The organism is Kitasatospora sp. NPDC091257 (genome assembly GCF_044757675.1).
Classification (GTDB): Bacteria; Actinomycetota; Actinomycetes; order Streptomycetales; family Streptomycetaceae; genus Kitasatospora; species Kitasatospora lactacystinica.
Window position 1 is genome coordinate 1 of record NZ_JBIVVI010000282.1, and the last position, 8357, is coordinate 8357.

The 8357-nt window shown below is 77.6% G+C and carries 5 protein-coding genes and 1 pseudogene; all 6 read left to right on the forward strand.

Annotated features, from left to right (window positions below; genetic code table 11):
• Positions 1-320 precede the first annotated feature (320 nt).
• A complete protein-coding gene (locus ACIQOV_RS15605) occupies positions 321-1586 on the forward strand; it encodes a serine hydrolase domain-containing protein (RefSeq protein ID WP_401048849.1) in 1266 nt (421 codons plus the stop codon).
• Positions 1587-2023: 437 nt separating this feature from the next.
• The gene (locus tag ACIQOV_RS15610) at positions 2024-2197 is read left to right on the forward strand and encodes a thiazolylpeptide-type bacteriocin (protein WP_401048851.1); all 174 of its coding nucleotides are present in this window, start codon (positions 2024-2026) and stop codon (positions 2195-2197) included.
• A 221-nt stretch (positions 2198-2418) separates the two neighbouring features.
• On the forward strand, positions 2419-5058 hold the full coding sequence (locus ACIQOV_RS15615) for a lantibiotic dehydratase (RefSeq protein ID WP_401048853.1): 2640 nt from the start codon (positions 2419-2421) through the stop codon (positions 5056-5058).
• Positions 5051-6271, forward strand: a complete 1221-nt coding sequence (locus tag ACIQOV_RS15620; protein ID WP_401048855.1) for a hypothetical protein — start codon at positions 5051-5053, stop codon at positions 6269-6271. The genes ACIQOV_RS15615 and ACIQOV_RS15620 overlap by 8 nt, the downstream gene beginning before the upstream one ends.
• The gene (locus tag ACIQOV_RS15625; protein WP_401048856.1) at positions 6268-7977 is read left to right on the forward strand and encodes a hypothetical protein; all 1710 of its coding nucleotides are present in this window, start codon (positions 6268-6270) and stop codon (positions 7975-7977) included. The genes ACIQOV_RS15620 and ACIQOV_RS15625 overlap by 4 nt, the downstream gene beginning before the upstream one ends.
• Positions 7974-8357: pseudogene (locus ACIQOV_RS15630) on the forward strand (hypothetical protein); the annotation flags it as partial. The gene ACIQOV_RS15625 and the pseudogene ACIQOV_RS15630, both read left to right, overlap by 4 nt.

Genomic DNA, 8357 nt, shown 5'->3' on the forward strand with positions numbered 1-8357 from the left:
CCTGCCGGGGGCGCCGGCCGGCCCGGGACCGTCGACACCACCGCGCTGTCGAACGGCCGAGGCGTGTCTCCTCGACGGGCCGAGCAGGTGTCCGTCCGGCCGGCGACGCCCCCGAGGGGATCGGGGCGCCGACTCCGGGAATCGTCGGGGTCGGGCCCCTGCCCAGGTCGTAGCCGCCCGGCCGAAGAGGTGCGACCTGGTGGGGAGAAGGGGTCGGACCTGAGTCCGACGATCCGCCGCGGGAACGCTGGGAGAGTTTCAACTACCGGACAAAAAACGGAAGTTGGAGACCACTTCCAGTGGAGATCGCGGAGGTTGCCATGCTGGGAACGTTGAGGGGCGGAGCCGACCGTGCGGGCGCGCGGCCCGCGACCGGGCGGCGCCGGGCGCCGGCCGTTCGAGCCGTCCGCGCGGCGGTGGTCGTGCTGGCGGGAGCGGGCCTGGTGGCCGGCGTGGTCCCGGCGGCGAACGCGCGGGACACCGTCGGCGCGGCCGCCGTCGGCGCGGCGGCGGACCCGGCACGGCGGGTCGACCGGGCGGCGCTGGACGCGGGCCTGCGAGCAGTGGTGGCGCCGGGCGGTGCCACCGCCGCGCTCGGCCGGGTGAGCGAGAACGGCCACACCCTTTGGAAGGGCGCGGCCGGAACCGCCGACCTCACCACCGGCGAGCCCGCCGCGGCCCGCGACCGCTTCCGGATCGGCAGCGCCACCAAGACCTTCGTGGCGACCGTCGTCCTCCAACTCGTCGCGGAGCATCGGATCGGCCTGGCCGACCCGGTCGAGCAGCACCTGCCCGGCGTCCTGCACAACGGCGCCGGCATCAGCATCCGCCAACTGCTCAACCACACCGGCGGCATCTACAACTACACCTCGGACCCGGCCTTCGCCTACGACGACGAGGCTTCCTTCCGGACCTGGCTCAGCACCGACCGCTGGAAGTCACGGACGATGGCGGAGCTCGTCGCTGTCGCCGAGACCCACCCGGCGTACTTCCCGCCGGGAACGGACTGGCACTACTCCAACACCGACTACATCCTGCTCGGGATGCTCATCGAGAGGACCACCGGCCGCAGTTGGCAGCAGGAGGTCGACCGCCGGATCATCCGGCCCCTCGGCCTGGGCGAGACCACCATGCCGGAGAACGACCCCACCGTGCCCGGTCGCCACACCCACGGCTACGCCGCCCTGCCCGACGGCCCGGTGGACATCACGCTGTTCAACCCGACCATCGCCGGCCCGGCCGGCGCCGGCATCTCCACCACCGCCGACCTCGCCGCCTTCATGTCGGCCCTGCTCGGAGGACGGCTCCTCGGGCCCGCCGAACTCGCCGAGATGAAGCACACCACGGGCCTCGGACGCGGCGCCGACTACGGCCTCGGCCTGGAGCGCACACCCACCCCGTGCGGAGACTTCTGGGGCCACCGCGGCGACAGCCTCGGCTACAGCAGCATCATGCTGAGCGACGACACCGGGCGGCGCCAGGTCGTGCTCTCCCGCAACCCGTACGACTCCGCCGGACTGCCCTCCTCCGAGGCCGCCTTCACCCGCCTGGTGACCGCCGCGGCCTGCGCCGGCCGGACCGCCTAGGGTCCTTCGCCGGGAACCCGCTCACGGCACGACGCGAGCCGTCCGAGGATCCCGTCGGCGGTCCCGGCCAGGGCGAACGGGCAGGTCCTCGCGACCGCTCCGGGCGGCGGCGCCGGCCTGGCCGCCCGCGGGACGGGCGGGGCCCTCGTTCCGGCGGGCCGCACCGGCCGACGGGGCGGGGATCCGTGAGGGCTGGGGTTCCGCTTGAGTGGAAACGGTATTGAGCCGACAAGGCGCGGGCTCCCGGCCAAGGTGGCGGTGGCCCGTACCGCCGCCCGCCGCCCGCCGCCTAGAGTCGCCGTCGGGCGGTGCGAAGCCCGGGTCCGAGCGACCCGCGGGCGGCGCATCCACGGGGGCCCGGCACATCCCGCAACATCTGATCGCAGGCCCGTCCTTCCGGTTCGACCGGCAGGCCTGCCAACGTGAGGGAGAACGCCATGTCCGACATCACCAAGTCCCGTGTCGAGAGCCTCGACCTTCAGGACCTCGACCTCAGCGAGCTGACCGTCACCTCGCTGCGCGACACCGTCGCGCTGCCCGAGAACGGCGCCTCCTGGGGCTCTTGTTCCTGCCAGGCCTCGTCCTCCTGCGCGCAGCCGCAGGACATGTAAGGAACGGCCCGAACCCGTCGGCCGGGCCCTTTGAGGCCGCGGCCACGGCGCCAGGAGGGACCCGGCGCGTCCACCGGACGCGCCGGGTTCGTCCCGCGTCCACAGCGCCTGCCGCGGGTCCGCAGGACCTGTCGCGCGGACCCGGTCGGGCCGGCGGCGCCGCGGCCGGAACCGACCAGTCCCACGAGACGCGCCCCAGGCCCCGTCGGAGGGAACCGCCCATGCCCAACCGCGCCGCCCCGCGCCGGGACGCCCGGGCGCCGGCCCCCGTACCGGCTCCGGCCGCGTACGCCGCGCGCCACGCCCTGGTGCGCTCCACCGTGCTCGCCCGGCCCGCCCAGTCCGCCGCCACGGCGCACGCCCGGGCGCTGCTGCGCGACCTCGCCGCCGCCGAGGCCGCGGTCGAGGCCCTGCGGCCGGCCCTCTGCGACGACCTGTACGCCGGCCGGGCCGGGCACGACGAGGAGTTCCACCGCAGAGTCGTACTGCCGCTGCGCCGCGACCTGCACAACGGGCGAACGCCGCGGGCGGCGCTGCTCGACCGGCTCGCCGACCTGCCGCGCCGGGTCCCGCGGCTCGCCGAGTGGCTGGAGCTGCGACGGCTGCGGGCCCGGCTGCTGGACGCGCTCGCCGACGCCGTCCCGCCCGCCCTCGCCGCCGAACGGGCCGCCCTCGCGGACATCTGCCGGGAGCCCGCCTTCACTCGGGCCGTCGCGCTCACCAGCGCCGACCTGTTGCGCGCGGTGGCGAACACGGCGGGCGCGACCGGGGAACCGCGCGGCCGGGCGCGCAAGGAGGAGGCGGCCGTGCTGCGGCACGCCCTGCGGGCCACCGCCAAGACCAGCCCGCTGTCCTGGTTCACCGCCGTCGGCTGGTCCTCCGAGGACGCCGAAGCCGCGGCGGGCGAGCCCCGCGCCTGCGTCCGGGAGAACCGGGCACTGGTCACCGCGCTCGTCCAGGCCCTGCTCGACGACCCCCGCCGCAGCCGCACGCTGCCGCACCGGATGACCAGCGCGGCCCGGGTCGCCGACGGCCGGGCCCGCTACGCCCGCGCGGAGGCGCTGTTCGCGGGCGGGCGCTTCCTGGTCACCCGGGAGGAGGAGGTCGAACTCGCCGCCCGGCCCGAACTGGCCCTGCTCGCCTCGCTCGCGGCCACCCCGGCCCCGCCGGACCGGCTCGCCGCCGGGCTCGCCGAGGCCCTCGGACGGCCGGGCGACGACCCGGGCGCGCACCGCTTCGTGGACCAGCTCGTCACGGCCCGGCTGCTGGTGCCCACCGAACCGGTCGACCCGCAGGACCGGCACCCGCTCCGCAGCCTGGCCGGGTGGCTCCGGCAGTGGCCGCAGGACGCCGAGCTGGCCCACCGGATCGATCAACTCGAACGGCAGAACGCCGAGTTGGTCGTGACCCCGGGCGAGCGCCGCCCCGCGCTGCTGGTCGTCCTCGCCGAGCGCTGGCGGCGGCTGCTGGCCGACGCCGGCCGGCCGGTGCCGCAGGAGGCCGCACCGCTCAGCGTGCTCAGTGAGGACGTCCACGCGCCGGCTCGGCCGCAGCCCCGGCCGGGCGCGGCCGACCGGGCGGCGCTCGCCGAACTCACCGCGTTCGCCGAGCTGTTCGACCACGCTCACCTGATGCGCCGGACGGCCCGGGACCGCTTCGTCGCCCGCTACGGCGTCGGCGGGGTGTGCGACGCCCCCTGGGACTTCGCTGCCGACCTGGCGGACTCGTGGGCGGATCCGACACCCCCGGACGAACTGGCCGCACTGCGCGAGGAGTTCGCGAAGCTGCCGGAGCAGGGCGGCGAACTCGTGCTCCCCGCCGAGCGGATCCGCGCCCTGGCCGCCCGACTGCCCCACTGGACCGCGGCCCGCCCGCTCAGCTACTCCTGGTTCGTCCAACGCGGCTCCGCGGACGGCCTGTTGTGCGTCAACCACGTCTACGGCGGCTGGGGGCGCTTCACCAGCCGCTTCCTCGACGGCCTGGCCCCGCAGGCCGCCACCGAGGTCGCCCGGCAGCTGCGGTCCGGCCTCGGCGCAGGCGCCCGCGCCGCCCAGATCCGGCCGGTCGGCGGCTTCAACGCCAACCTGCACCCGCGACTGCTCGCCGACGAGATCGGCCCCGACCGACAGTGGACCGGCCTCGCCGAGTCCGACCTCGACCTCGTGCACGACCCGGTCGACGACCAGCTCCGGCTGCGGCTGCGCACCACCGGCGAGCTGCTCGACGTCCTCTACCTGGGCTTCCTCGCACCGGTCATGCTGCCCCGGCGGCTCGGCCCGCTGCTCAACGACCACCCCGAGGGGGTCGTCGACTTCCGGGCGCTGCTGCCGCGCACCACCCTCGCCGCGCCCGGCGGCAGCGTGCTGCGCACCCCGCGGCTGCGCCACCGGCACGTCGTCCTCGCCCGCCGCCGCTGGCTCCTGCCGGCCGGAGTGCTCGACGCCCTGCGGGCCGACCTCGCCGCCGACCAGGGCCCCGACGCGGTCCCGGCCGCGGCCGTCGCCCGGTGGCGGGCCCGGCTCGACCTGCCCGAGCAGCTCTTCCTCCACCCCGCACCGGCCGCGGCCGACACCACGGGCACGCCCGGCGACGCCTTCGTCGCCCACCTGCGAGCCCCCAAGCCGCAGCCCGTCGACCTCGGCAACCCGCTGCACCTGTGCCACCTCGCCAAATGGCTCACCCGGCACCCGCGCGGCGCGGTGCTGGAGGAGGCCCTCCCGGCCATCGCGGGTCACCCGGAGCCGACCCGGGCCGTGGAACTCGTGGTGGAGACGTACCGGCCCGGTCGGGGCAGCCCGCAGGCGGCCGGCGCCTTCGAATCCGTCCGTACCGCCATCGCCGAGGAGGCGCCCGATGAGTGACCCGGCCGACGGCCGAGGGGCCGTGACCGCCTGGGACGTGGTCCTGTACCACTACCGGCCCGACAAGGCCCGCGCGCTGCGCGAAGCCGTCCTGCCGCTGGCCCGGCAGGCGGCGGCCGAGGGGCTGGCCGCCCACGTCGAGCGGCACTGGCGGTTCGGACCGCACCTGCGGCTGCGGCTGCGCGGCCCGGAGGCACGGGTGGCCGGGGCGGCGCAGCGGGCCGCCGAGGCGCTGCGGGCGTGGGCGGCCGCGCACCCGTCCGTGGCCGACCGGTCGGACGAGCAGCTGCTCGCCGAGGCCGCCGTCGCCGGACGCGCGGAGCTGATCGCGCCGCCGTACGCGCCGCTGGTGCCGGACAACACCGTCGTGGCGGCGCCCGCAGACCGGTCCGCCGAAGAAGCCCTGCGGGCGCTGATCGGCGACGAATCCGCCGAGCTGCGCGAGGAGTTGCTGCGGACCGGCCTGCCCGCCCTCGACTCGGCCTGCCACTTCCTCGGCGCGCACGGCGACACCCCGCAGGCGCGGGTGCAGCTGGTGGTGACGGCGCTCGCGGCACACGCCACCGCGCATCCGGACGGGCTGGTCGGCGCGCACTACTCGGTGCTCTCGCACCTGGAGGACTTCCTGGTCCACGAGGACCCGGACGGCAGCCTGCGGGCCGCCTTCGAGCGCCGCTGGGAGCAGAGCGGCCGGGCGGTCACCGCGCTGGTCGGCCGGATCGCCGACGGCGGCGCGCGCGACTGGGAACGGGACTGGGCGCACTGGTCGGCGACCGCCTGGAGCCTGGCCGAGCGGCGGCTGACGGCCGGCGCCGACCTCGGCGGCCGCCACGCCGAGTACCAGGAGCGCGCCGAGGCCCTCGGCGACCCGGCCACCGCCGAACGCTGGAACGCCGAACTGCGCACCCGCTACAGCGAGTTCCACCGACTGCTGCAGCGCGCCGACCCCGACGGCAGGATGTGGCACCGTCCCGACTACCTGATCAACCGGGCCGGCACCAACGGCCTGTACCGGCTGCTCGCGATCTGCGACGTCCGCCCGATGGAGCGCTACCTGGCCGCCCACCTGCTGGTGCGCAGCGTGCCCGAGCTGACCGGGCACCGCTGGCAGACGCTCCTCGGCGCCGCGGAGGATCCGGGCGGCGCGGAGCAGTCGGGCGTGGCGGTGGCGACGGGCGGCGCGGGGCGCACAACACTGGAGGGGGCGGCATGACGGCCGAACCGGACGCCGTTCGGCCCCGCTTGCGCCCCGGGGTGGCGGTGACGCCGCTGCGCGAAGGGCTGCACCTGCGCGGGCGCGAGAGCAGCGTCACCCTGGAGGGCAGCCGGGCGCTCCCGGCGCTGTGGCAGGTGCTCGCCGCCCGGCTCGGGCCGCAGGCGGAGGCCGTCGACGCGGCCGTCGAGGCGGCTGTTGAGGCGGCCGTCGAGCCGAGGGTGGCGGCCGCGCTGGCCACCGTCACCGCCCGGCTGCGCGAGCACGGCCTGCTCGTGGACCACCCGGACGGGGTCCGACTGCCGCCCTGGCCGGGAGCGGTGGCGGACGACCCCGGCGGTGCGGAGGCGGCCCTGGCGGCCGCCCGCCCGGTGGTGGCCGCCGCGGACCCGGACGGCCCGTCGGCCCGCGCGATGGCGCGCGCCCTGGCCCGGGGCGGGACGGCGGCTCCGGCGGTGGTCGCCGAGCCCGGGCTGCCCGCCGGCCGGGTGGTGGCCACGGCGGACGGTCCGGCGGGAACGGAGCTGGCGGTCGCGGTGCAGTGCGGTGCGGACGGCGGCTTCGTCACCGAGCCCGCCGACCCGGCCCGGGCCCGGACGGACGCGGCGGCGCTCGCCGCCCGGCTGGAACCCGCCCCCGCTGCGGACCCGCCGCCCGTGCTCCTCGCGCTGCTCGCCGCGGCCGGCGCCCAGCGGCTGCTCTGTGCCGTCGCGGGCCTGCCGGACCCGGGCGAGCCGGCCGATGATCCGCGGCTGCTCGACGGGCGCCCCACCGTCCTGATCGCCGACGCCGCTCCGCCGCACGCCGAGCACCACCCGTGGGCGGCGGGCCCCGGGGCCGCCGCCGCGCCGCCCGGGACCCTCGCCGAGGCGCTGCGCCGGGTGAACGCCCTCGGTGACCCCCGGCTGGGCGTGCTGGACGCACCCTCCGCGGGCGACCTCCCGCAGCTGCCCGTGGCCCTGGTCTCCTGCGCCACCCCCGCCGGCCCGCTGGCGGCCGGGGCGGTGCGGACGGACCTCGCCCGGCTGGCCGCCGCCTGTCGGTCCGTCGAACTGCACCTGGCGGCGGTGGGCGGGGGAGCCGTGCCGGTGGTCGGCGTCGACCCGGACCACGCCCTCGGCCTGGCCCTGCGTCGCGCCGTGCTCGACCGGGCGGTGCGGGGCGACCGGCCGCTCCTGGATGACCGGGCGGTGCGGGGCGACCGGGCGGTGCCCGAGTCCGCCTGGCGGGAACACCCGCAGGCCGGGCACTGGTACGGCGTCCTGGCCCGCCGGCTCGGTCGAACACCGATCCTGACGGTCGGTCAACTCTCCCACGAGTCGGTGTACCTGGCGCAGGTGGAGGAGGGCAGGGCGGTCGAGGCCACGCCCGCCGACGCCGTCGCCCACGCCGCACTGGCCGCCCTCACCCGGCTGATGGCCCGGAGCGCCGGCCTCGCCGCCGTCCACCACACCGTCCTTTCCGGCGCCGCCGCCCCGCTCGCCGCAGCCGGCCGGACCCCGGCGGCCTGGACCGACCTGGGCTGGGCCGACCGCTGGCTCGCCGACATCGCCGACCGGGAGGCGGACCTGCAGGCCGCCCTGGTCCGGATCACCGGTCTGCGCACCGCCCGCTGGCGTCCCGCCACCCCCGAGGCCCGCCCGTTCGCCGACGCCCTGGACGGCTGCGGCTTCACGGCCCTCGTAGCCGAAGGAGGCCGCCCATGAGCGAGTTGCCGGTCCTGACCCCGGTCGAGGCACTGGCCGCCACGAGCGGCACCGCCGTCGTCCACCTCACCGAATGGACCCTGGGCCTGGCCGCCCGGCTCAGCCGGCACGCCCTGGCACACCCCGTACGCCTGGTGCCGGTGCGCGAGGACGGCGCGCTGACCGTGGTCGGCCCGGTGCTCGCCCCCGGCGCACCGGCCTGCCTCGCCTGCGTCGAGTACCAACGGCTCGCCACCGCCGGCGGCCGGGTGCCCTGGCAGAGCCCGGCCCTGGCGCTGGGCGGCACCGGCACCCCGGCCTTCGCCGAGGCCGTGACCGTGCTCGCCGCCGAGCTGGCCAAGGGCCCCGAGGCCGTGGAGGGCGCGGAGGGCGCCGGGGGC

What these genes read in the sequence shown, in the direction of transcription:
- ACIQOV_RS15610 (WP_401048851.1), top strand. Translation starts at nt 2,024, where the DNA reads ATGTCCGACATCACCAAGTCCCGTGTCGAGAGCCTCGACCTTCAGGAC.
- ACIQOV_RS15620 (WP_401048855.1), top strand. Translation starts at nt 5,051, where the DNA reads ATGAGTGACCCGGCCGACGGCCGAGGGGCCGTGACCGCCTGGGACGTG.
- ACIQOV_RS15615 (WP_401048853.1), top strand. Translation starts at nt 2,419, where the DNA reads ATGCCCAACCGCGCCGCCCCGCGCCGGGACGCCCGGGCGCCGGCCCCC.
- ACIQOV_RS15605 (WP_401048849.1), top strand. Translation starts at nt 321, where the DNA reads ATGCTGGGAACGTTGAGGGGCGGAGCCGACCGTGCGGGCGCGCGGCCC.
- ACIQOV_RS15625 (WP_401048856.1), top strand. Translation starts at nt 6,268, where the DNA reads ATGACGGCCGAACCGGACGCCGTTCGGCCCCGCTTGCGCCCCGGGGTG.